This is a genomic window from Isoptericola sp. b515 (assembly GCF_030588125.1).
GTDB classification, from domain to species: domain Bacteria; phylum Actinomycetota; class Actinomycetes; order Actinomycetales; family Cellulomonadaceae; genus Isoptericola; species Isoptericola sediminis.
Genome location: NZ_JAUQYR010000003.1, coordinates 53530 through 75052, shown reverse-complemented (window position 1 = coordinate 75052; position 21523 = coordinate 53530). Strand labels below are relative to the sequence as shown.

Genomic DNA, 21523 nt, shown 5'->3' with positions numbered 1-21523 from the left:
CGTGGGTACGGTGTGTGCGTGAACGCACCCGGGAACGACCAGCACCAGCCCACCGCCGCCGACGAGGTCGCCGGGATCTGCCAGGACCTGCTGCGGATCGACACGTCCAACTACGGCGAGAACCAGGGACCCGGCGAGCGCAAGGCCGCCGAGTACGTGGCCGGGCTGCTCGCCGACGTCGGGCTCGAGCCGCAGATCTTCGAGTCCCGGCCGGGCCGCGCCTCGGTCGTGGCCCGGTTCGAGGGCAGCGACCCGACGCGGGACGCGCTGGTCCTGCACGGGCACACCGACGTCGTGCCCGCGCAGGCGTCGGACTGGTCGGTCGACCCGTTCGCCGGCGAGGAGATCGACGGGCTGCTGTGGGGGCGCGGCGCCGTCGACATGAAGGACATGGACGCGATGATCCTGGCGGTCGTGCGCCAGATGGTCCGCGAGGGCCGCCGCCCGGCACGGGACGTCGTGATCGGCATGTTCGCCGACGAGGAGGCCGGCGGCGTGCTGGGCGCGCGCTGGCTGGTGGACCACCACCCCGAGCTCTTCGAGGGGGCCACCGAGGCCGTCAGCGAGGTCGGCGGGTTCTCGGTGGACGTCGGCGGCCGGCGCGCCTACCTGGTCCAGACCGCCGAGAAGGGTCTCGCCTGGCTGCGCCTGGTGGCCGACGGCCGGGCCGGCCACGGGTCGCAGGTCAACCACGAGAACGCCGTCACCGAGCTGGCGGCCGCGGTGGCCCGCATCGGCAAGCACGCCTGGCCGTACACGCTGACCCCCACGGTGGAGCGGCTGCTGCGCGGCGTGTCGGACCTGACCGGCCTGCCCTTCGACCCGGAGGGCGGCGCCGACCGGGAGCAGGTGGACGCCCTGGTGGCCGCCCTCGGGCCCGCCGCGAAGTTCGTCGGGGCCACCGTGCGGCACACCACCAACCCGACCCAGCTCGACGCCGGGTACAAGGCGAACGTCATCCCCGGGTCCGCCACCGCGGCGCTGGACATGCGCACGGTGCCCGGCCACGACGCCGAGGCCTGGGACGTGCTGCGCGAGCTCGCCGGCCCGCAGGTGCGCGTCGAGACCATCCACGCCGACCGCTCCCTGGAGGTGCCCTTCAGCGGGGGACTGGTGGACGCGATGGTGGACGCGCTGCACGCCGAGGACCCGGGCGCCGCCGTCCTGCCCTACACGCTGTCCGGCGGCACGGACAACAAGTCGCTGGCCCGCCTCGGCATCACCGGCTACGGCTTCGCGCCCCTCCGCCTGCCCGCCGAGCTGGACTTCGCCGGCATGTTCCACGGCGTCGACGAGCGTGTTCCGGTCGACGCCCTGAAGTTCGGCACGCGGGTCCTGGACCGGATGCTGTCGACCTGCTGACCGACCTCAGGTCGCGGCGTCCCGGTCGTCCAGCGCCCGTTCGAGCCGGTCGACCAGGTCGGCCTGGCCGCGCACGACCACCCGGCGCGCCTCGTCCGGGCTGAACCAGGCGACCCGGTCGATCTCCGGGACGTCCACGTGCCGGCCCGACCGGGGCGGCCACTCGATCCGGACGGTGTTGCTGCGCACCGCCTCCGGGTCGGGGCCGGGCGGCGGCCAGCGCCGGGCCCACGCCCGGACCCGTTTGCCGGAGCGCTGGCGCACCTCGCCGAGGTCGAGGTCCGGCACGGTCTCCGTGGGAAGCGGCACGCCCAGCTCCTCGGCGGCCTCCCGGACGGCGGCGGTGTGGGCGTCCTCGTCCGGAGCGACCTCACCCTTGAGGATCGTCCAGGCGCCCACCTCGCGGCGAGCCCAGAACGGGCCGCCCATGTGCGCCAGGAGCACCGCGAGCCGGCCGTCGGTGCGACGGTAGAAGAGCAGCCCGGCGCTCGTGACCGGCACGGTGTCACCCGCTCAGCGCGGCCATCGACCGCCTGGTCCCGTCGACGTACCCGCCGCCGAACAGCACCGCGTGCACCGCCAGGGGGTAGAGCTGGTGCAGCGCGACGCGGTCCTCCCACCCGGGGGCCAGCGGGTGCACGGCGTCGTAGCCGACGAGGATCTCGTCCAGGTGCGGCGCACCGAAGAGAGCGAGCATGGCCAGGTCCGTCTCCCGGTGGCCACCGTGGGCGGCGGGATCGATGAGCGCCGCCTCGGTGCCGCCGCCGTCGTCGTCGGCGGTCCACATCAGGTTGCCCGACCACAGGTCGCCGTGCAGCCGCGCCGGGGAGTCCGGCGGACCGGCGAGGTCGGGCAGCACCCGGCACACCGCCTCCATCGCCTCGGCGTCGCGGCGACCGAGCACCCCGCGCTCGAGCCCCTGGGCGACGATCGGTCGCAGCCGCGCCTCGGCGTAGAACGTCGGCCAGTCCTCGAACGCGCCGGCGGGCATGTCGAGCGGGTCCTCCAGCGGCCCGAACCATCCCCGCTCGGCGTCCGGGGGCAGGGCGCCGAAGGCGGGGGCTCCGGCGTCGTGCAGCGTCGCCAGCCGGCCGCCGAACGCGCGGGCGGCCGCCGCGGTCGGCGGGGCCGCGTCGAGACGTTCGAGGTCGAGGTGCCCCGGGCCGGTCTCCAGCACCCGGGCCACCCGGGGCCCGCCGTCGACCGTGAGCCAGCGCAGCCCCGCCGCCTCGGTGTCGAAGAACCCGGCCGGCGCGCCGGCGCGGGACTTGCGGAAGGTCTCCATCTCAGAGCGTCGAGGTCGCCTTGATGATCTTGCGACGCAGCCACACCCGCCGCTCTCCACCCAGGTAGAGGCGGGTGCGGGCGAGCTCCCACCGTCCGTACTCGGCCTCCTCGGTGAGCCGCTTGCGGGCGTCCGGCACCGAGGTGCCGCGGTCGATCGTGACCACCCGGTACTCGTACTGCCCGTGCGTGCGCCAGCTCGATGCCATCCGTCGCCTCCCGATCAGGCCGTGCGTCGTTTTCGTGTGCCCATTCTGCCGCTCTTGGCGCTACGGTCGGAGCATGACCGCTGACCCGCGTGCCGCGCTGGACCGTTTCGTCGCCGCCCTCGAGGGGCACTTCCACGCGGTGTCCTCCCGCCGGGGGGACGAGGACCCCGCCGTCGACGACGCCTACGAGGTGCTCGCCGACGCGTTCGAGGTGTACGAGGACGCGCTGGCGCAGGCCTACAGCGAGGTGACGCCGTTCTACCTCGACGACGATGACGACGACGACGAGGACGAGGACTACGACGAGGACGAGGACGAGGCCAGTGCCCGCTGAGGCGGGCCGCTACCAGCGCTCGGGATAGCCCAGGGACAGTCCGGAGACGTCGTCGAGGGCCCCGTGCACCTCGGCCGGCAGGTCGAGGTCCACCGCCCCCGTCGCCCCGCGCAGGTGGACCGGGGTCCGCGCCCCCACGATGGCGGACGCCACCTGGGGGCGGGCGAGCAGCCAGGCCAGGGCCACCTCCAGGGGGGCGCGGCCCAGACCGTCCGCGGCCGTGGCGACGGCCTCGACGACGGACGCCGCGCCCGCGTCCTCGACGTACGGCTCGACGAAGCCGGCCAGCCGGTTCGAGGCACCCCGTGAGTCCGCCGGGACGCTGCGCCGGTACTTGCCGGTCAGCACGCCGCGGCCGAGCGGCGACCAGGCGAGCAGCCCGAGACCCAGGGCGGCGGCCGCCGGCCCGACCTCTCGTTCCAGCCCGCGCTGCAGCAGCGAGTACTCCAGCTGCAGGGCCGCGAGCCCGATGCCGTCGGTCGACTCCAGCAGCGTCGCGGCCCGCGCCGAGGCCCAGGCCGGGAAGTTCGAGAGCCCGACGTAGCGTGCCCGGCCGGACGTCACGGCCAGCCGCAGGGCCGAGACGGTCTCCTCCAGCGGCGTGACGGGGTCGGGGCACGCGACCAGGAACAGGTCGACGTGGTCGGTGCCCAGCCGCTGCAGGGAGGCATCCAGCTCGCCCAGCAGCCCCCCGCGCGACGCGTCGCGACGCGTGCCCTCCGGGCCGTGGCGCACCCCGGCCTTCGTCGCGATCACCAGCTCCTCGCGTGCGACGGGGCCGTCCAGCAGGTCGCCGAGCATCTGCTCGGCGTCCCCGTCGCCGTACGCGGCCGCGGTGTCGACGAGCGACCCGCCCGCGTCCAGGAACGCCCGCAGGATCTGTGCAGCGTCGTCCGCGTCCGTGTCGCGACCCCACGACATGGTGCCGAGTCCCAGCGCCGAGACGTGCAGCCCCGAGCCTCCCACCTGGCGTCTTTCCATGGCCGTGACCCTACCGGCGGGGCGCGACCGCGCCCCGGAACCTCGCCGGAGGCCGGGACGGCACGTGCCGGAGCCCACCTGCAGGAACGGTAGTGTGGCCGCTCGTGAGTGCGTGGGAAGCGATCATCCTCGGTCTGGTCCAGGGTTTCACCGAGTTCCTGCCGGTCTCCTCCAGCGCACAGCTGAGGATCGTCGGTGAGCTGATCGGTGGTGCCGACCCGGGCGCCCTGTTCACGGCCGTGACCCAGATCGGCACCGAGGTGGCGGTCCTGCTGTACTACCGCCGCGCGATCCGGGACATCTGCGTGGGGTGGTGGACCTCGCTGCGCGGCGACCACGGCACCACGTGGCGCGACCGGTTCGGCGCGCACGACGCCGACGCCCGCATGGCCTGGTACATCGCCCTCGGCTCGCTGCCGATCGTCGTGCTGGGCGTGCTCTTCGACGAGGCGATCGAGACCACGCTGCGCAACCTGTGGATCACCGTGGCGACGCTGGTGGTCTTCGGCGTCCTGCTCGACCTGGCCGACCGCTACGGGCGGCGCACCCGCGTCGTGGAGGACCTGACCCCGAAGCGGGCGATCGGGTACGGGCTCGCGCAGGCGCTGGCGCTCATCCCCGGCGTGTCGCGGTCCGGTGGCACCATCACGGCCGGGCTCGCGATGGGTTTCACCCGGCGCGCCGCGGCCGACTACTCGTTCCTCCTGGCGATCCCGGCCGTGCTGGGCTCGGGCTTCTACCAGCTGGCCAAGGCCGCCGGGGGAGACCCGGCGCCCGGGTCGGCGGGGTGGGGCGCGACCCTGATCGCGACCCTCGTGGCCTTCGCCCTCGGCTACGTCGTGCTGATCGGCTTCCTCAAGATCGTCTCGACGTACTCCTACAAGCCGTTCGTCTACTACCGCTACGGCCTGGCGGTGCTGGTCGTCGTGCTGATTCTCACGGGCGTCCTGGAGGCCGACCCCGCCGTGACCACCGTCTGACGCCGGTACCCTGGGGCCGTGCGATCCTGGCCCACCCCTCAGATCCCCGAGCTGCCCGCGCCCGCGGACGGCCGCCGTCCCGTCGTGCGCATCCACGACACGACGACCGGATGTCTCGTCGAGGCGGCCCCCGGGTCGACGGCACGCAGCTACGTGTGCGGGATCACGCCGTACGACGCGACCCACCTCGGGCACGCCGCGACCTACGTCGCGTTCGACCTGCTGCACCGGGCCTGGATCGACGCCGGCAAGGACGTGACGTACAGCTCCAACGTCACCGACGTCGACGACCCGCTGCTGGAGCGGGCCGCGGCCACCGGCGTGGACTGGCACGAGCTCGCGGCCGAGCAGGTGGCGCTCTTCCGCGAGGACATGACGGCGCTCGGCGTCATCCCGCCCGACCCGTGGACCGGTGTCGCCGAGTACGTGGGGCCGATCGCCGAGGCCGTGGCCCGGATGCTGGAGGAAGGGAGCGCCTACCGCGTCCCCGTCGAGCCCGGGGCGGGCGGCGACGACCCCTGTCTGGGGGACGTGTACGCGGACCTGACCGCCGACCCCGACTTCGGCGCCGTCTCCGGGTTCGACCGGGTCACGATGGCCGAGCTGTTCGCCGAGCGGGGCGGCGACCCCGACCGCGAGGGCAAGAAGAACCCGCTCGACCCGCTGCTGTGGCGCCGTGAGCGGCCGGGCGAGCCCACCTGGGACGGCGGCGTCCTGGGCACCGGGCGCCCCGGGTGGCACGTCGAGTGCACGGTCATCGCCCGCGACGGGATCGGGCTGCCCTTCGACGTCCAGGGCGGCGGCTCGGACCTGGTCTTCCCGCACCACGAGATGTCGGTCTCGCACGGGCGCATGCTCGCCGGCCCGTCCTCCGCGCCCGGCGCGCACGCGCACGCCGGACTCATCGCCTACGAGGGCCACAAGATGAGCAAGTCGCGGGGCAACCTCGTGCTGGTCTCGGCCCTGCGCCGCGAGGGCGTCGACCCGATGGCGGTGCGGCTGGGCATCCTGTCGCAGCACTACCGCGCCGAGTGGGAGTGGACGCACGACCTGCTCACGACCGCGCAGGCCCGCCTGGACAGGTGGCGGGAGGCCGTGTCCGGCAACGGGGGGCCGGCCTGGGAGGCCACCCTGGCCGAGATGCGGGACGCTCTCGCCGACGACCTGGACGCCCCGCGTGCCCTCGCGGCCGTCGACGCGTGGGCCGACGAGGCGCTCGCGCCGGGGCGGGACACCTCCGCGGACACCGAGGGCGCTCCCGGCGTCGTCGCCCGCGCCGTCAACGCGCTGCTCGGCGTCCGGCTGTGACGCCCCGGCCGGCACGGTGCCGGCCGGGCCCGCCGCGGGCGGGGCGTCAGCTCTTGTCCGGGTTCCCCGGTGTCCCGTGGCCGCCACCCCGGCCCGGTCCCAGGTCCCGGCGCCGCAGGTAGCGCTCGAACTCCTGGGCGATCGCCTCCCCGGACGCCTCCGGCAGCTCCGCGGTGTCCTTCGCCTCCTCGAGCTGCTGCACGTACTCGGAGATCTCGGAGTCCTCGCGGGCCAGCTCGTCCACCCCTTCCTGCCACGCCTCGGCGTCCTCGGGCAGGTCACGCATCGGCACCGACGCGCCCACCAGGTCCTCCACCCGGGTCAGGATGGCGAGCGTGGCCTTGGGCGAGGGCGGGTTGGCGACGTAGTGCGGCACCGCCGCCCACAACGACACCGCCTGGAACTCGCGGGCGGCGGCCTCGTGCTGCAGCACCCCGACGATCCCGGTCGGACCCTCGTAGGTGCTCGGCTCGACGTCGAGCACCGCTCGGAGCCCCGGGCTCTCCGTGGTCGCCGTCAGGGGGATGGGGCGGGTGTGCGGCACGTCGGCGAGGAGCGCCCCGAGCGTGACCACGGTCCGCACCCCCAGCTCCGTCGCGATGTCCAGCAGCTCGCGGCAGTAGGTCTTCCAGCGGAACGACGGCTCGATGCCGTGCACCAGCACGACACGGCGGTCCGCCAGCTCGGCGACGGACACGGTCGTGGTGGGCCAGGCGATGATCCGACGTCCGTCCGGCCCGCTGCCGATCATCGGTCGGTTCACCTGGAAGTCGTGGTAGTCCTCGGGGTCGAGCTCGCGGTGCAGTGAGGCTCCCCACACGTCGGCGAGGTGCTCGAGGGCGTCCGTGGCGGCGCTGCCCGCGTCGTTCCACCCCTCGAAGGCCGCGATCATGACGGTCTGACGTGCGGCGTGACGGCCGACCGGCTGCTCGGTGGTCATCTGGTCAGCCTATACAGGCGGGCCCGGAACCGTCCTCGACGGGCCCCGGGTCCCGCCGACGGCCCTCGTACGATGACGGGGTGATGCCTGACGACACCGCCGCGCTGCCCGCCGCCGTCCTGTGGGACATGGACGGCACCCTCGTCGACACCGAGCCGTACTGGATCCGCGCCGAGCACGAGCTCGTCGCCGCCCACGGTGGCCGGTGGTCCCACGAGCAGGCGCTGGAGCTCGTGGGCAACCCGTTGACGGTCTCGGCGGGTGTCCTGCAGGAGGCCGGCGTCGACCTGCCCCTCGACGCCATCGTGCAGCACCTCCTGGGACGGGTGCAGGCCCAGGTCGCCGAGTCCGTGCCGTGGCGGCCCGGTGCCCGCGAGCTGCTCGCCGCCCTGGGTGAGGCCGGCGTGCGCTGCGCCCTGGTCACGATGAGCTACACGGTGCTCGCCGAGGCCGTCACCGCGCACGTGCCCGGGGCGTTCGAGACGCTCGTCACCGGCGACCAGGTGACCCGCGGCAAGCCGGACCCCGAGCCGTACCTGGTCGCCGTCGAGCGGCTGGGCGTGCCGGTCGAGGAGTGCGTGGCGCTCGAGGACTCGCCGGCCGGCATCTCCTCCGCGCTGGCGTCCGGGGCGCGCACCCTCGGCGTCGAGGCCGTCCTGCCCGTCGAGCCACGGCCCGGGCTGAGCCGCGCGGCCAGCCTCGCGGACGTCGACCTGGGCACGATGCGTCGCCTCGTCGCGGGCGAGGTGTTCGACCTCACCCCGGCCGCCACCTGAGCCGCTAGACCTCGACCCCCAGCCGTCGGCGCAGGGCGTCGGCCGGGAGCGGCGGGGGAGTGCCGTCGAAGGCCGGGCACACGGCCTGGTGGGCGCACCAGCCGCACAGCTTGCTCTGCTTCGGGACGAACTCCCCCCGGCGGGCCGCCGTGGTGATGGCGTCCCACAGGCTGCGCACCTTGGCCTCGGTGACCTCCAGCTCGCGTGCGCGGGGCTCGGCGCGCAGCACCTGGCCGTCCCCCAGGTAGACGAGCTGCAGCATCTTCGGCAGGACGCCCCGCTCGCGCCAGACGACCAGACCGTAGAACCGCATCTGGAACAGCGCCGAGGCCTCGAAACCCGGGCGCGGCGACCGGCCGGACTTGTAGTCGACCACGCGGACCGCCCCGTCGGGGGCGACGTCGAGGCGGTCGACGACGCCGCGCAGCAGCGGCCCGTCCTCGAGCTGGCTCTCCACCTTCAGCTCGCGCGCCGCGGGTTCGAGCCGGTTCGGGTCCTCCAGCGTGAAGTACGTGCCCAGCAGTCGTCCGGCGCCCTCGAGCCAGGTCTCGAGGGGTTGGCCGGTGGCGTCGCCGCCGGGGGTGAAAAGCTCGGCGTAGCGGGGCTCGACCTCGACCAGCCGCTCCCACTCGCCCGGCAGCAGGGCGCGCGCCGCCTCGGGGGTGCGCTCCCCGAGCGGGGCGTCGTAGAGGCGCTCCAGCACGGCGTGGACGAGGGTGCCGCGCGCCGCGGCCGAGGACGGAGGCTCCGGCAGCCGGTCCACCGTCCGGAACCGGAACAGCAGCGGGCACTGCATGAAGTCGTTCGCCCGCGACGGCGACAGGGCCGGTCTGCGGGGCGCCTCCGCCGCGGTGTCGACCTCCGTGGCGTCCGGTGAACCGGTGGCAGGATCCGCCGTCGTCGTCATGCGTGACACCCTACGGCCGGCCGCCCACACGACCGCTGCCGGGCGCCAGCGGTTCCCGGGCGCCAGCGGTTCCCGGGCGCCACGCCGGATAGCCTGGACCGGTGACTCAACGCTCCTCCGGGTGGCGGATCGGCCGCGTGGCCGGTGCACCCGTCCTGGTGACCCGGTCGTGGTTCGTGGCAGCCGTCGTGCTGACGCTGCTCTTCGCGCCGACGGTGCGCGCCTTCGCCCCGGCGATGGGAACGGTCGGCGTCCTGGTCGTGGCCTTCGCGTTCGTCCTGCTGCTGTTCGCCTCGGTGTTCTGCCACGAGGTCGCGCACGCGCTGGTGGCGCGGGCGCGCGGTCACCGCGTGGACGAGCTGGCCCTGACGCTGTGGGGTGGTCACACGGCCTACTCGGGGGCCGTGCGCCGCCCGCGGGACAGCGCGCTGATCGCCGTCGTCGGACCTCTGACGAACCTGGCGCTCGCCGCCGCGTTCTGGTTCCTCTTCACCGCCCAGTCGTCGTCGTCGATCCCTGCGCTGCTGCTGTACGCGGGGGCGTTCTCCAACGCGTTCGTCGGGGCGTTCAACCTGCTCCCCGGCCTTCCGCTCGACGGCGGGCAGGTGCTCGAGTCCGCCGTCTGGGCCCTCACCGGGTCCCGGACGACGGGCACGGTGGCCGCCGGGTGGGTCGGCCGTGCCGTCGGTCTCGCCGTCGTGCTCGGCGCCCTGGTCTGGCCGCTCGTCGACGGGCGCAGCCCGGACCTCTTCACCGTCATGTGGGCCGCGCTCATCGGGGCGTTCCTCTGGTCCGGTGCCTCCGAGGCCATGCGTGCCGGCCGGCGGCGCGACGCCGTCAGCCGGATCGACGTGCGCACCCTGATGACCACCGCCGTCGTGGTCCCGGCGGGGACTCCCGTCGCCGAGGCCGGTCGGGCGGCGCGCGGCCACGGCGAGGTCGCGGTCGTGGTCGTGGACGACCGGGGGGAGCCGACCGGGTGGGTGGACCCGCAGGCCGCGGCCGCCGTCCCGGCCGACCAGGCGGCGGCCGTCCCGGTCGAGTCGGCGCTCGTCCCGTTCCCCGCGGGAGCGGCCGTCGCGCTCGAGCAGTCCGGACCCGAGCTGCTGGAGCACCTGGCCCGTGTCTCCGGCGGCGCGCGCGTGGTGCCGGTGACGGACGGCGGCCGGGTCGTCGGGGTGCTGGACGTGGCACGGGTCGCGGCGGCGGTCCGCCCGGCGGGCCGCCGGTAGACTCGATCGGCGTGACTTCCTCCTCCGCCACCGGTGCCGACATCCGCCGCGGTCCCTTCCGCGTCGGCGACAAGGTCCAGCTGACCGACCCCAAGGGTCGGATGCACACGATCACGCTCGCCGAGAACGCCACCTTCCACACGCACAAGGGCTACTTCCGCCACGAGGACCTCATCGGTCGCCCCGAGGGGTGGGTGGTCACCAACACCGCCGGGATCGAGTACCTCGCCCTGCGCCCGCTGCTCAGCGACTACGTGCTGTCGATGCCGCGGGGTGCCGCCGTCGTCTACCCCAAGGACGCCGGCCAGATCATCCAGATGGCGGACATCTTCCCCGGCGCCCGGGTCCTCGAGGCCGGCGTCGGCTCGGGGGCGCTGACCATGTCGCTGCTGCGCGCCGTCGGCGACGCGGGCGAGCTGCACTCGATCGAGCGCCGAGAGGACTTCGCCGCGATCGCGCGCGGCAACGTCGAGACGTTCTTCGGCGGCCCCCACCCCGCCTGGCACCTGCACACCGGCGACCTGGCCGACCGGGCGGGCGAGGTCGTGGACCCTGGCTCGGTGGACCGCGTCGTGCTGGACATGCTCGCGCCGTGGGAGAACGTGGACGCGGTCGCCGAGGCACTGATCCCGGGCGGTGTGCTGGTCTGCTACGTCGCCACCGCGACCCAGCTGTCCCGGACCGCCGAGGCGCTGCGCGCCGACGGACGGTTCGCCGAGCCGTCCGCCTGGGAGTCGATGGTGCGCGGCTGGCACCTCGAGGGCCTGGCGGTCCGGCCGCAGCACCGGATGGTCGGGCACACCGGCTTCCTGCTGACCGCGCGCCGGCTGGCCGACGGCGTCACCCCGCCGGTGCGCAAGCGGCGTCCGGCCAAGGGTTCGCGCCCGGGCGACGAGGAACAGTGGGGCGCCGGCCGCTGGAACGAGGAGGAGCTCGGCGAGAAGGCGGTCTCGGACAAGAAGATCCGTCGCGTGCGTCGTCAGGTCGGCCAGGAACCGGAGTGACGTTCCCGGCAGATTGCGGGGGAGTCACGGTTCGGTCGTCATCGTGTGAACGTCGGGACCCGACCGTGAAATGTGCCACACGTTGTCGGCGTTGACCCGTAGGGTGCTGTCACCCGGGAGGAATCCTCTCAGCGGAGGGGAGGATGCCCGGGCCGCACGGAAGGGGACGCCATGACCGACCAGCCTGTTCGCCCGGAGCACTCGGACACGCCGGCGCCGTCCGGTCGCGACGCCCAGCTGGCGCTGCTCGCGGCGAAGAACGAGCGGCTCGCCGAGGCGCTGCGCGCGGCCCGCGAGCAGATCGTCGAGCTGAAGAAGCAGATCGACGACCTCGCCAAGCCGCCCGGGACCTACGCCACGTTCCTGTCGGCGCACGACGACGGGTCGGTCGACGTCGTCTCGCAGGGCCGCAAGATGCACGTCCAGGCCAGTCCCCAGCTGCGGCTGGCCGACCTCGCCCCGGGCCAGGAGGTCAAGCTCAACGAGGCGATGACCGTCGTCGGCGCCGGGGGCTACGAGCGCACCGGTGAGCTCGTCACGGTCAAGGAGGTCCTCGACCACGAGCGCGTGCTGGTCGTCGGACGCGCCGACGAGGAGCGCGTCGTGCGTCTGGCCGGCTCCGTCGCCGCCGACACGCTGCGGGTCGGCGACGCCCTGACGGTCGACGTACGCAGCGGGTTCGTCTTCGAGGTGGTGCCGAAGTCGGAGGTCGAGGAGCTGGTCCTCGAAGAGGTGCCGGACATCGCCTACGAGGACATCGGCGGCCTGGGGGAGCAGATCGAGGCGATCCGTGACGCCGTCGAGCTGCCCTTCTCCCACCCCGACCTGTTCCGCGAGCACGGGCTGCGCCCGCCCAAGGGCGTCCTGCTCTACGGCCCTCCGGGCTGCGGCAAGACCCTCATCGCCAAGGCCGTCGCCTCCTCGCTGGCGCACATGGTGGCCGAGAAGCGCGGGGGCGACCCCAACGCGAAGAGCTTCTTCCTCAACGTCAAGGGCCCCGAGCTGCTCAACAAGTACGTCGGGGAGACCGAGCGGCACATCCGCCTGATCTTCGCCCGGGCCCGGGAGAAGGCCAGCCAGGGGATGCCCGTGGTCGTGTTCTTCGACGAGATGGAGTCGCTGTTCCGCACCCGCGGGACGGGGCTCTCCTCGGACGTCGAGACCACGATCGTGCCGCAGCTGCTCGCCGAGATCGACGGGGTGGAGCGGCTCGACAACGTCATCGTCATCGGTGCCTCCAACCGGGAGGACATGATCGACCCGGCGATCCTGCGTCCCGGGCGGCTGGACGTGAAGATCAAGATCGAGCGTCCCGACGCGGAGGGGGCCACGGAGATCTTCGGCAAGTACCTCACCCCCGACCTGCCGATCCACACCGACGACCTCGCCGAGCACGGCGGGGACCCGGCGGAGGCCGTCCAGGCGATGGTCCGGTCCGTCGTGGAGCGGATGTACGCCGAGGACGAGGACAACCAGTTCCTCGAGGTCACCTACGCCAGCGGCGACAAGGAGACGCTGTACTTCAAGGACTTCAACTCCGGGGCCATGATCGAGAACGTCGTGGACCGGGCCAAGAAGTCGGCGATCAAGGACCTCCTGGCCTCCGGTCAGCGCGGGATCCGCGTGGAGCACCTGCTGGCGGCGTGCGTCGACGAGTTCCAGGAGAACGAGGACCTGCCGAACACGACGAACCCCGACGACTGGGCCCGTATCAGCGGCAAGAAGGGCGAGCGGATCGTCTTCATCCGCACGATCTCGAAGAAGAAGGGCGAGCACAGCACGCCGCGGACCATCGACACGGTGCACTCCACCGGTCAGTACCTGTAACCGGGGGGGCCGTGGGGGTGCGGCGCTCAGTCGGTGCGGTAGGCCACGAGAGCGACGTCGTCGCGGGCGCCGTCGGGCAGCATCGCGTCGAGGAGGCGCTCGGGCAGCTCGCCCAGCGGGGTGCCGCGGCACTCGGCGCGGGCCAACGCCGCGAGACGCTCGAGGCCGTCCCGGATCCTCGTGTCGCGCCGTTCGACCAGGCCGTCGGTGTAGAGCAGCACGGTGTCGCCGGGGGCGAGCGTCGTCGTGTGCTCCGACCGGCCGGCGTGCGGCAGGGTGAGCAGCGGGCCGCGGGCACCGTCCAGCCATGCGCTGGCGCCGTCGGTGCCGACCAGCAGTCCCGGGGGATGCCCGGCGCTGGAGTAGGTGAGCGTCATCGTCGCGGGCTCGACCACGCCGCAGAAGACCGTCGCGAGCTCGGCACCGGGCACGGTCCGGGCGAACTCGTCGAGCATCGTGAGGACCTGCGCGGGACCGGACCCCGCCAGCATCAGCGCGCGTCCCGCGCTGCTGAGCCTCCCCATGGACGCGGCCGCCACGACACCGTGGCCGACGCAGTCGCCGACGACCAGCCCGAACCGGCCCGAGGACAGCTCGACCACGTCGAACCAGTCCCCGCCCACCGCCATCCTGTGGTCGGCGGGTCGGTAGTGCGTCTGCCAACGTGGTGACGCCGGGGTGGCGGGCACCATGGCCTGCTGCAGCGCGTCGCTGACGCTGGTGAGCCGACCGACGCGGCTCCGGTGCTCCTCCGCCGCGGCGACGGCGTGCGACACGGTCGACGCGAGCAGCAGGAGGAAGGCGCGCTGCGTCTCGTCGAGAGGCCGCTGCTCGTTGCCCCGCAGCGTGATCGTCCCGAGCGGAGGCCGCTCCGGGTGGGTGTCCAGGGGAGCGAACAGCGTCCGGCCGTGCCAGACCGGTCCCGCGGGCCATGCCGTGTCCCGGCGGTCGGTCGCCTCGTCGTGCCGGTCCGGCCCGCCCGGGTCACCGAGGGAGACGTGCACCAAGCCGACGTCCTCGGCGTCTCGCAGCACCGCGGTGGCCAGGTCGGCCACATCCTCGGGGTCGCCGTGGTGGCCGTGGAGCGCGAACGAGAGGCGGCTGAGGGTGGACAGGCGACGTCGGTCGACGACCTGGTCGGTGGTCTCGGTCGCGATGTCCATGACGCCCTGCACCACACCGTCGTCGTCTCGCAGCGGGCTGTACGAGAAGGTGAACCGGGTCTCCTCGACGAACCCCGACCGGTCCATCATCAACGGCATGTCGACGTCCCAGGTGGGCCTGCCCGTGCGCATGACGTCGTCGAACAGGGGACCGACCTCGTCCCAGATCTGTCCCCAGAGCTTCGGCGCGGCAGCGCCCATGGCCTGCGGGTGCAGGTCGCGACCGAGCATCTCGCGGTACCCGTCGTTGTAGATCATGGTGAGCTCGGGGCCCCAGGTCACCAGGACGGCGAACCGGGTGCTGAAGCACAGATCGACGGCCCGTCGCAGGCCCGTGGGCCAGGCGTCGGGAGGGCCGAGCGGCGTCGCCGACCAGTCGACGGCGAGCGCGGCCTCGCCGCAGTCGTGGCCGCGCACGGCCCGCGTGAACCAATCCACCACGGGCTCACCCTATCGACGCGGTGGGGACCGGTCCCCGCATAGGGTGGGCGTGTGAGCGTGCGACGCGTGATGGGCATCGAGACCGAGTACGGCGTGCTGTCCCCGGGGCGCCCGATGGCGAACCCGATGCTGATGAGCTCCCAGGTCGTGACCACCTATCGGGCGCTGGTCCAGGACGGCCGTCCCGGCCACCCGCCGGCGCGGTGGGACTACGACGACGAGGACCCGCTGGCGGACGCCCGCGGCTTCCACCTCGACCGCGCCTCCGCCCACCCGTCCCTGCTGACGGACGACCCGGACGCCCCGGCGCCGTCCGGCACGGACGGCGCCGGGGACACGGCGGCCACGCCCGAGAGCGTCGAGCGCCCGGAGGCGGAGGACTACGACGACCCGAGCGCCGCCAACTGCATCCTCACCAACGGCGCCCGGCTGTATGTGGACCACGCCCATCCCGAGTACTCCTCGCCGGAGGTCACCAACCCGCGCGACGCCGTCGTGTGGGACGTGGCCGGCGAACGGGTGATGCTGGCGGCCTCCCGGCACCTGGCCCAGGTGCCGGGCACCGAGATCGTGCTCTACAAGAACAACGTCGACGGCAAGGGCGCGAGCTACGGCACCCACGAGAACTACCTGGTCGACCGCGACCTGCCCTTCAGCACGCTCGCGGAGCTGGTCACCGCGTTCCTCGTCACCCGGCAGGTGTACACCGGCTCCGGCCGTGTCGGGCTCGGCCAGACCGGGGACGAGCCCGGGTTCCAGCTCTCGCAGCGTGCCGACTACATCGAGGCCGAGATCGGCCTGGAGACGACCCTGCGCCGACCGATCGTCAACACGCGCGACGAGCCGCACGCCGATCGGACGCGCTGGCGCCGCCTGCACCTCATCCTCGGCGACGCCAACCACCTCGAGGTCGCCACCTACCTCAAGCTGGGCACCACCTCGCTGGTGCTGTGGGTGCTCGAGCACCTGGACGACCTCGCCGAGGCCGGGGTCGCGGCCCGCGCCGAGCTGTCCCGGCTCCGGCTCGCCGACCCGGTCCCGGCCGTGCGGCAGGTCTCGCGCGACCTCGACCTGGACGCCGGTCTCGACCTCGCCGACGGGACGACGGCCACCGCGCTGGAGATCCAGCGGCGACTGCTCGACCTCGTGACGCGGTCGCTGGCGGCCCTCGGCTCGGACGCCGCGTCCGACGAGGTCGTCGCCCGCTGGCGCGACGTCCTCGAGCGGCTCGCCGAGGACCCGATGTCCTGCGCCCGCGAGGTCGAGTGGGTGGCCAAGCTGCGCCTCCTGGAGCGCCTGCGCTCCCGCGACGGCCTGGACTGGGACCACCCGCGGCTGGGAGCCCTCGACCTGCAGTGGTCGGACGTGCGCCCCGAGCGGGGGATCTACCACCGGCTGGTGGCCTCCGGGGCGGTGGAGCGGATCACCACCGAGGACGAGGTCGCCCGCGCGGTGCACCACCCGCCGACGGACACGCGGGCGTGGTTCCGCGGCGAGGTGATGGAGCGCTACGCCGACGAGGTCTCGGCGGCCAGCTGGGACTCGGTGATCTTCGACGTCGCGGGTGCCGCCTCGTTGCAGCGCGTGCCGATGCCGGACCCGCTGCGCGGCACCGCCCAGCACATCGGCCAGCTCCTGGACGCGAGCCCGGACGCGACCACCCTGCTGACGGGGTTGCGGGGGGAATCGTGAGTCTGCGCTGCACCTCGCCCAGGACGACATAGGCTTGCCAACACCCGCAGGGAACGCGAAGGAGGCGGACCATGGCCGGTCAGGAACGCATCAACCCGCAGGACCACGACCGCACGCCCGAGGACGACGACGCGGAGGCCCCTGCCCCGGCCGCCCCGCAGGCCGCCGACCGCGACGCGGAGGTCGACTCGCTGCTGGAGGAGATCGACGAGGTCCTGGAGTCGAACGCGGAGTCGTTCGTCCGGGGATTCGTGCAGAAGGGTGGGCAGTGAGTGACCGCCTCATCCGCTGAGTCCTCCGGCCGGCTGCCGGACGCGTTCCTGCGTCCGGGGTCGAGCTCGTTCGTCGACTTCCTGGGCGAGCACGCCCCGGCGCTGCTGCCCGGGAACCGTCCGACCGGCCTGACGGGGTCGGCCTCGGACATGGCGCCGCATGCGACCACCATCGTCGCCCTCACCTTCGGGGACGACGAGCACGGCCGCGGCGTCGTCATGGCGGGCGACCGCCGGGCGACGATGGGCAACCTCATCGCGAACCGCGAGATCGAGAAGGTCTTCGACGCCGACGACCACTCCGCCGTCGGGATCGCCGGGTCCGCCGGGATCGCGCTCGAGCTCGTGCGGCTGTTCCAGCTCGAGCTGGAGCACTACGAGAAGATCGAAGGCTCCCAGCTCTCGCTGGACGGCAAGGCGAACCGGCTCGCGGCGATCATCCGCGGCAACCTGCCGCTGGCGATGCAGGGGCTGGCCGTCGTGCCGCTGTTCGGCGGCTTCGACCTCGACCGGTCCACCGGCCGGCTGTTCAGCTACGACGTCACCGGCGGGCGGTACGAGGAGCACGACCACCACTCGGTGGGGTCGGGCTCGGTCTTCGCCCGGGGGTCGCTGAAGAAGCGCTGGCGCCAGGGTCTGGACGCGGACGCCGCCGTCGCCGTGGCCGTGGAGGCGCTCTACGACGCGGCCGACGACGACAGCGCCACCGGCGGGCCCGACACGGTCCGGCGCATCTGGCCGGTGGTGGCGACCGTGACCGCCGACGGGTACCGGCGGGTCCCGGACGACGCCCTCGCGGCCGTCGTGGAGCAGATCGTGGCCGATCGTCGTCAGGAGGGTTCGCGCGCATGAACATGCCGTTCTACGTCTCGCCCGAGCAGCTGATGAAGGACCGGGCGGACTTCGCGCGCAAGGGCATCGGCCGCGGCCGCTCCGTCGTCGTGCTCGCGTACGACGACGGCATCGCCTTCGCCACGGAGAACCCGTCGCGGGCGCTGCACAAGATCTCGGAGATCTACGACCGCATCGCCTTCGCCGCCGTCGGCAAGTACAACGAGTTCGAGAACCTGCGCGTGGCGGGCGTGCGGTACGCCGACCTGCGCGGGTACTCCTACGACCGCACCGACGTGACGGCCCGCGGGCTCGCCAACGCCTACGCGCAGACCCTCGGGACGGTCTTCACCACGGAGTCCAAGCCGCTCGAGGTCGAGCTCGTCGTCGCCGAGGTGGGGGCCACGCCGGCCGACGACCAGCTGTACCGGCTGTCGTACGACGGCTCGGTGGCCGACGAGCACGGGTTCGTGGTCATGGGCGGCCAGGCCGACCAGCTCACCTCCCGGCTGCGCGAGGGCTGGGAGCCGGGCATGGACCTCGCCGCCGTGCTGCGTCTCGCCGTGCGCACGCTCGGCGCGGTGAGCACGGACGGATCGATCGCCGCCGAGGGTCAGGAACGCGAGATCCCCGCGGGCGGGCTGGAGGTGGCGGTGCTGGACCGCCGCCGCACCCGGCGGGCCTTCCGCCGGTGGCAGGGCGACGCGCTGGCCGAGCTGCTGCGCGGGGACGACTGAGGGGGCGGACATGGACCGCAGGATCTTCGGGCTGGAGACCGAGTACGGCGTCACGTGCGCGGCCGACGACGGACGGGGGCTGAGCGCGGACGAGGTCGCGCGCTACCTGTTCCGCAAGGTCGTGGCCTGGGGCCGTTCCTCCAACGTGTTCCTGCGCAACGGCTCCCGGCTGTACCTGGACGTCGGCTCGCACCCCGAGTACGCCACCGCCGAGTGCGACGACGTCCGCCAGCTCGTGGCCTACGACCGCGGCGGCGAGCGCATCCTCGAGGGGCTCGTCGCCGACGCCCAGCAGCGTCTCGAGCACGAGGGCCTGCCGGGCAAGGTGCACCTGTTCAAGAACAACACGGACTCGGCGGGCAACTCCTACGGCTGCCACGAGAACTACCTGGTGCGCCGCCAGGGCGACTTCTCCCGCCTCAGCGACGTGCTGGTGCCGTTCCTCATCACGCGCCAGGTGCTCACCGGCGCCGGGAAGGTCCTGGCCACCCCCCGCGGGGCGACGTACTGCCTGTCCCAGCGGGCCGACCACATCTGGGAGGCCGTCTCCAGCGCGACGACGCGCTCGCGGCCGATCATCAACACGCGCGACGAGCCGCACGCCGACGCCGAGCACTACCGGCGCCTGCACGTCATCGTCGGCGACTCCTCGATGTCGGAGACGACCACGCTGCTCAAGGTCGGTGCCACCGACCTGGTGCTGCGGCTGGTCGAGGCCGGGGTCCCGGTGCGGGACCTCTCCCTGGAGAACCCGATCCGGGCGATCCGCGAGATCAGTCACGACTCCTCGGGCAAGCACCCGGTCCAGCTCGCGAACGGCCGGACCGCGACGGCGGTCGACGTCCAGGGGGAGTACTACCAGCGGGTGCGCGAGCACGTCGACGCCCACCTGGACCCCACCCCGCAGGTCAAGCAGACGCTGGACCTGTGGGAGCGGGGCCTGCGCGCCCTGGAGTCGGGCGACCTGACCCTGGTGGACCGCGAGCTCGACTGGGTCATCAAGTGGCGGCTCATCGAGCGGTACCGGGCCAAGCACGACCTGTCGATGGACGACCCCCGGGTCGCGCGCCTGGACCTGGCCTACCACGACATCTCCCGCACGGAGGGGCTCTACAACCTGCTCGCGGCGCGGGGGATGGTCGAGCGGGTGGTGACCGACCTCGAGGTCTTCGAGTCCACGGCGATCCCGCCCCAGACGACGCGGGCCAAGCTGCGCGGCGACTTCGTGCGGGCCGCCCAGGACGCGCGACGCGACTACACGGTCGACTGGGTGCACCTCAAGCTCAACGACCAGGCCCAGCGCACCGTCCTGTGCAAGGACCCGTTCCGCAACGTCGACGAGCGCGTCGAACGGCTCATCGAGTCCATGTAGGAGGCCGTCCCCTGGACCGGCGGCCGTTCCGGGGCCTCCGGGCCGACGTGGCAGACTGTCCCGGTGCTCCCCGCCCGTCCCCGTCTGCTCGTCGCCGTCCTGGCCGTCGTGCTGACGCTGACCGGCTGCGGGACGCCGGTGTGGGACCGGGTCACCCCGAGCCCGCTGCCCTCCCAGGTCCCGGTGCAGGTCACCGGTCCGGAGGGGCAGCCACCGGCCCTCGAGTACCCGCAGCCCTACCAGATCGTCCAGTCCGGGTCGCGCACGCTGCGCCCCGGGGGCGGGGAACCGCTGGAGACCGGCGAGCCCGTCCTGCTGCACATGTACGCCGAGGACGGGCGCGACGGCAGCGTGATCTCCTCGACCTACCTGGACGCTCCCGCCTGGTACACGTTCGACCCGGACTCGTTGGGCCAGAACCTCTACGACTCGTTGCGGGGAAAGAGGGTCGGGGCGCGCGTCCTGGTGGTCGAGAAGGACGACGACGTCCCGGTCGTGCTCGTCGTGGACGTGCTGCCGACCCGGGCCACCGGGGACGTCGTCGAGCCGGTCGAGGGGCTGCCGCAGGTGGTCCGCGACCCCGACGGCAGCCCGACGGTCCTCGTCGAGGGCGGTGAGCCGCCGGGCGAGCTCGTCGTGCAACCGCTGATCCGCGGGGACGGCCCCCAGGTCGAGGTCGGGCAGATGGTGACCGCGCGCTACGTCGCGGTGCGGTGGAGCGACGGCCGGGTCGTCGACTCGAGCTGGGGCGACGGTGTGGCCCCGCAGTCCGCGACGATCGGCATCGGCCGACTGGTGGAGGGCTGGGACCAGGGACTGCTCGAGCAGTCCGTCGGGTCGCAGGTGATGCTCGTGGTGCCCCCGCACCTGGGCTACGGTGGCACCAACAGCGAGCTGGCCGACGAGACCCTCGTCTACGTCATCGACATCCTCGACGCGCGCTTCCAGGTCACGCAGGACGAGCCGGTCCCGGACGAGGACGGCGAGGGGGCCGACGAGGCGGCCGGCACCCAGGGCGGCGGCGCGTCGTCCGCCGGCACGACCGAAGGATGAGGACCGCATGACCGTGGCCGTTCGGGTGATCCCGTGCCTCGACGTCGACGCCGGACGGGTCGTCAAGGGCGTCAACTTCACCAACCTGCGCGACGCCGGCGACCCGGTGGAGCTCGCCGACCGGTACGACACCGAGGGTGCCGACGAGGTGACGTTCCTCGACGTCTCGGCCTCCTCCGGCGACCGGGAGACCATGATCGACGTGGTGCGCCGCACCGCGGAGGAGATCTTCGTCCCCCTGACGGTCGGCGGGGGTGTCCGGTCGGCCGAGGACGTCGACCGGCTGCTGCGCGCCGGGGCGGACAAGGTCGGCGTGAACACCGCGGCGATCGCCCGCCCCGAGCTGATCGCGGAGATCGCCGACCGCTTCGGCAACCAGGTGCTCACCCTCTCGGTGGACGCCCGCCGCGTGACCGGGGACACCACGACGCCGTCGGGCTACGAGGTGACCACCCACGGCGGCCGCCGCGGCACCGGCATCGACGCCGTGGAGTGGGCCGCACGAGGCGCCGAGCTGGGTGCCGGCGAGATCCTGCTGAACTCGATGGACGCCGACGGCACCACCGGCGGGTTCGACCTGGAGATGCTGCGTGCGGTGCGCGAGCGCGTCCACGTCCCGCTGGTCGCCTCCGGCGGCGCCGGGACCCCCGAGCACTTCGTCGCCGCGGCCCGGGCCGGTGCCGACGCCGTGCTGGCCGCCAGCGTCTTCCACTTCGGCACCCTGACGGTCGGCGAGGTCAAGGACGCGATGCGGGCCGCCGGGGTCGAGGTGCGCTGAACCCGCCGGGACCGGCGACGTGCGGCCGCGGGCAGTTGCC

General features: G+C 73.4%; 22 protein-coding genes. 15 read left to right on the top strand and 7 right to left on the bottom strand.

The window, feature by feature from the left end; genetic code table 11:
* Positions 1–18: 18 nt before the first annotated feature.
* Positions 19–1362 (top strand): M20/M25/M40 family metallo-hydrolase, encoded by a 1344-nt coding sequence (locus Q6350_RS09350; protein ID WP_305065991.1) that lies wholly within the window; start codon positions 19–21, stop codon positions 1360–1362.
* Between the two features lie 6 nt (positions 1363–1368).
* Here the strand turns inward: Q6350_RS09350 and Q6350_RS09345 are convergent, their stop codons facing one another.
* Genes Q6350_RS09345 through Q6350_RS09335 form a run of 3 tightly spaced genes read right to left on the bottom strand, consistent with a single transcriptional unit; the run spans position 1369 to position 2855 of the window.
* Positions 1369–1863, bottom strand: coding sequence for an NUDIX domain-containing protein (locus Q6350_RS09345; RefSeq protein ID WP_305065990.1), 495 nt, complete (start codon positions 1861–1863; stop codon positions 1369–1371).
* Positions 1864–1867: 4 nt separating this feature from the next.
* The gene (locus Q6350_RS09340; protein WP_305065989.1) at positions 1868–2647 is read right to left on the bottom strand and encodes a fructosamine kinase family protein; all 780 of its coding nucleotides are present in this window, start codon (positions 2645–2647) and stop codon (positions 1868–1870) included.
* Position 2648: 1 nt separating this feature from the next.
* Positions 2649–2855, bottom strand: coding sequence for a DUF5703 family protein (locus Q6350_RS09335; RefSeq protein ID WP_171248273.1), 207 nt, complete (start codon positions 2853–2855; stop codon positions 2649–2651).
* Between the two features lie 73 nt (positions 2856–2928).
* On the opposite strand from Q6350_RS09335, the gene Q6350_RS09330 reads away from it, so the two are divergent.
* Positions 2929–3189, top strand: coding sequence for a primosomal protein (locus tag Q6350_RS09330; RefSeq protein ID WP_305065988.1), 261 nt, complete (start codon positions 2929–2931; stop codon positions 3187–3189).
* Between the two features lie 9 nt (positions 3190–3198).
* On the opposite strand, the gene Q6350_RS09325 is transcribed toward Q6350_RS09330, so the two are convergent.
* Positions 3199–4170, bottom strand: coding sequence for an aldo/keto reductase (locus Q6350_RS09325; RefSeq protein WP_304604040.1), 972 nt, complete (start codon positions 4168–4170; stop codon positions 3199–3201).
* A gap of 104 nt (positions 4171–4274) precedes the next feature.
* On the opposite strand from Q6350_RS09325, the gene uppP reads away from it, so the two are divergent.
* Positions 4275–5150 (top strand): undecaprenyl-diphosphatase UppP, encoded by an 876-nt coding sequence (gene uppP, locus Q6350_RS09320; RefSeq protein WP_304604039.1) that lies wholly within the window; start codon positions 4275–4277, stop codon positions 5148–5150.
* A gap of 18 nt (positions 5151–5168) precedes the next feature.
* The gene (gene mshC, locus Q6350_RS09315) at positions 5169–6458 is read left to right on the top strand and encodes a cysteine--1-D-myo-inosityl 2-amino-2-deoxy-alpha-D-glucopyranoside ligase (RefSeq protein ID WP_304604038.1); all 1290 of its coding nucleotides are present in this window, start codon (positions 5169–5171) and stop codon (positions 6456–6458) included.
* A gap of 46 nt (positions 6459–6504) precedes the next feature.
* On the opposite strand, the gene Q6350_RS09310 is transcribed toward mshC, so the two are convergent.
* Complete coding sequence (locus Q6350_RS09310; RefSeq protein WP_171248278.1) at positions 6505–7398, bottom strand: PAC2 family protein; 894 nt, start codon at positions 7396–7398, stop codon at positions 6505–6507.
* 83 nt (positions 7399–7481) lie between these two features.
* On the opposite strand from Q6350_RS09310, the gene Q6350_RS09305 reads away from it, so the two are divergent.
* Entirely contained in the window at positions 7482–8174 is a 693-nt protein-coding gene (locus tag Q6350_RS09305) for an HAD family phosphatase (protein ID WP_304604037.1), read from the top strand.
* Positions 8175–8178: 4 nt separating this feature from the next.
* Here Q6350_RS09305 and Q6350_RS09300 read toward each other — a convergent pair whose 3' ends face one another.
* Positions 8179–9081, bottom strand: a complete 903-nt coding sequence (locus tag Q6350_RS09300) for a PD-(D/E)XK nuclease family protein (RefSeq protein WP_304604036.1) — start codon at positions 9079–9081, stop codon at positions 8179–8181.
* A gap of 101 nt (positions 9082–9182) precedes the next feature.
* Between Q6350_RS09300 and Q6350_RS09295 the strand changes: the two genes are divergently transcribed.
* The 3 genes from Q6350_RS09295 to arc all read left to right on the top strand — a co-directional run bounded on the left by Q6350_RS09295 (position 9183) and on the right by arc (position 13144).
* Complete coding sequence (locus Q6350_RS09295) at positions 9183–10313, top strand: site-2 protease family protein (protein WP_304604035.1); 1131 nt, start codon at positions 9183–9185, stop codon at positions 10311–10313.
* Between the two features lie 5 nt (positions 10314–10318).
* A complete protein-coding gene (locus Q6350_RS09290; protein WP_370375392.1) occupies positions 10319–11317 on the top strand; it encodes a tRNA (adenine-N1)-methyltransferase in 999 nt (332 codons plus the stop codon).
* A 171-nt stretch (positions 11318–11488) separates the two neighbouring features.
* Entirely contained in the window at positions 11489–13144 is a 1656-nt protein-coding gene (arc, locus tag Q6350_RS09285) for a proteasome ATPase (RefSeq protein WP_304604033.1), read from the top strand.
* Between the two features lie 26 nt (positions 13145–13170).
* Here the strand turns inward: arc and Q6350_RS09280 are convergent, their stop codons facing one another.
* On the bottom strand, positions 13171–14748 hold the full coding sequence (locus Q6350_RS09280; protein ID WP_305065987.1) for a PP2C family protein-serine/threonine phosphatase: 1578 nt from the start codon (positions 14746–14748) through the stop codon (positions 13171–13173).
* A gap of 69 nt (positions 14749–14817) precedes the next feature.
* Between Q6350_RS09280 and dop the strand changes: the two genes are divergently transcribed.
* The 7 genes from dop to hisF all read left to right on the top strand — a co-directional run bounded on the left by dop (position 14818) and on the right by hisF (position 21483).
* Positions 14818–16440, top strand: coding sequence for a depupylase/deamidase Dop (dop, locus tag Q6350_RS09275; RefSeq protein WP_304604454.1), 1623 nt, complete (start codon positions 14818–14820; stop codon positions 16438–16440).
* A gap of 71 nt (positions 16441–16511) precedes the next feature.
* Positions 16512–16712, top strand: a complete 201-nt coding sequence (locus Q6350_RS09270) for a ubiquitin-like protein Pup (RefSeq protein WP_171248285.1) — start codon at positions 16512–16514, stop codon at positions 16710–16712.
* Positions 16713–17564 carry a proteasome subunit beta gene (gene prcB / locus Q6350_RS09265; protein ID WP_304604031.1) on the top strand — a complete coding sequence of 284 codons (852 nt, stop codon included), beginning with the start codon at positions 16713–16715 and terminating at the stop codon, positions 17562–17564.
* On the top strand, positions 17561–18280 hold the full coding sequence (prcA, locus tag Q6350_RS09260; protein ID WP_171248287.1) for a proteasome subunit alpha: 720 nt from the start codon (positions 17561–17563) through the stop codon (positions 18278–18280). Before prcB ends, prcA begins: the two co-directional genes overlap by 4 nt.
* 10 nt (positions 18281–18290) lie before the next feature.
* Positions 18291–19652, top strand: coding sequence for a Pup--protein ligase (gene pafA / locus Q6350_RS09255; RefSeq protein ID WP_171248288.1), 1362 nt, complete (start codon positions 18291–18293; stop codon positions 19650–19652).
* Between the two features lie 63 nt (positions 19653–19715).
* On the top strand, positions 19716–20705 hold the full coding sequence (locus Q6350_RS09250; RefSeq protein WP_304604030.1) for an FKBP-type peptidyl-prolyl cis-trans isomerase: 990 nt from the start codon (positions 19716–19718) through the stop codon (positions 20703–20705).
* 7 nt (positions 20706–20712) lie between these two features.
* The gene (gene hisF / locus Q6350_RS09245) at positions 20713–21483 is read left to right on the top strand and encodes an imidazole glycerol phosphate synthase subunit HisF (protein WP_304604029.1); all 771 of its coding nucleotides are present in this window, start codon (positions 20713–20715) and stop codon (positions 21481–21483) included.
* Positions 21484–21523: the final 40 nt, after the last annotated feature.